Genomic DNA, 1,546 nt, shown 5'->3' with positions numbered 1-1,546 from the left:
CATTACTCACAAGTTAAGCTAAAAACACTGTTGTCAATGAGTAATCTTACTCATTTTTTACCGAGATCCCAATTAAAATATGACTCCATTTGTTCATTCATTATTGAAAAAAAATTGTTCGGGACTTCTTTGAGTTCCTGGGAAAGGAGAAATAATTAGCCTGATATGAGGTTTTCGCTGTCGCTTAACAATCCCTAAATCTTGATTTTTCGCTTCGGCAAAATACTTAACTAGGTCAGAAGCTAATCCTTTTTGATAGGCCACAGAAAAATGATACATCCCCCGATAAATCATTTCTAATGAAACACGTTCAATGGGCACTCCTAATTCATCCGCAACGGCATCTCCCAAGTCTACTAAAACCGCATAAAATAGCCAAGTACCCCAGATTTGTAGCTGGATTCCATTGACCGAACCTGTCCATAAATAACTTAAATTTAGGAGTCTCTTTACTGTACAAAATGCCGATTCAATTCGCCAGCGTCTTTGATATAAATCTGCCACTACATAAGGCGGCAGTATTTTGGGTTCTTGGACACTTGTCAGATAAGAACGCCAGGAATTTTTGGAGCGAATTTGTACTAATCTTATAGTTAAAACTGGTGTTTTTTTTGTGCCTGCGCCTATCTGAATTATCTGGTCTTTAACATCATAGGTATTTGTTAATACCCGTTTTACTTGATAAGATGCACCTTTCTTGATTCGAGTGATAAATCCAATTTGTTGGTCGATGAGTTTTTGCCAAAAAGCGAAGTGATAGAAGCCTCGATCCAATAACAGCAAGGTTTTTGGCTTAACTGTTTTTAGTAAATCTTCTTCCCAATGAGTATCTGCTTGTTTCGGATTTGTCCAAAACCAAATTTCTTCGGGAAGATGAGTTACTAAGTTTATGATTACTCCCATTTTTCCGGCTAATTGACCAATTGGCACATCTGATAAACTTTGTAGCTTCTTAAATAATGCTTCTAATGTTGACCCGTCAGCTATCCAGATATTTTCAAAGTTTTTTAATGCAAATTGTACGCTATCTGGTAGTGGTCTTGATTTTCTTGTTAACCATTTTTGACGAAAATGAGGCAGTAATTCTTTAAATACTTTTTCAAATAAAATTGATGGGAAAGTTAAAAATCTTTGCGATAATGCTTGTTGACTAATTTCAGACGGCTCACACCATAAAAATCCTTCTCTATTTAATAATCTAGTTAATTCTGTTACTCCTGCTACGTCTCGCCATAAGAGACTTAATATTGCTGCCATCATTAATGGTAGTGTCAGAATCCTATCTCTTAAATTTAGTTGGCGATAAAAACTTTTTTGGGCAGCCATTGCTGGAATTAATAAATCTTCCAGGTAATTCGCGATCGCTTCATTTTCTACTTGGGGACGATTTTTTTTCTTTGCATGATCTCGGTTGATGCGTTTTTTGCTAGTCATAACTGGTTCAATTATGGCTCAAATGCTTGCCTGACAAAGGTTTCATTCTATTTTACCTTTCTTTTTTATACCCCTTGACAATTTGCACTTTTTCTTAACTTGTCACAAATGG

Annotated in this window: 1 protein-coding gene; it reads right to left on the bottom strand. The window is 35.8% G+C overall.

The window, feature by feature from the left end:
• Positions 1-93: 93 nt before the first annotated feature.
• Positions 94-1,434 (bottom strand): IS4 family transposase, encoded by a 1,341-nt coding sequence (locus tag ACUVJL_RS20960; protein ID WP_445247601.1) that lies wholly within the window; start codon positions 1,432-1,434, stop codon positions 94-96.
• Positions 1,435-1,546 lie beyond the last annotated feature (112 nt).

It is taken from the genome of Microcoleus sp. OTE_8_concoct_300, assembly GCF_031383065.1.
Lineage (GTDB): Bacteria > Cyanobacteriota > Cyanobacteriia > Cyanobacteriales > Microcoleaceae > Microcoleus.
The sequence above is the reverse complement of the archived record's forward strand: the minus strand, read 5'-3'. Positions and strand labels throughout refer to the sequence as shown.

Excerpts from the sequence above, each read along its gene's own strand:
- ACUVJL_RS20960 (WP_445247601.1), bottom strand. The coding sequence starts at position 1,434 with ATGACTAGCAAAAAACGCATCAACCGAGATCATGCAAAGAAAAAAAAT.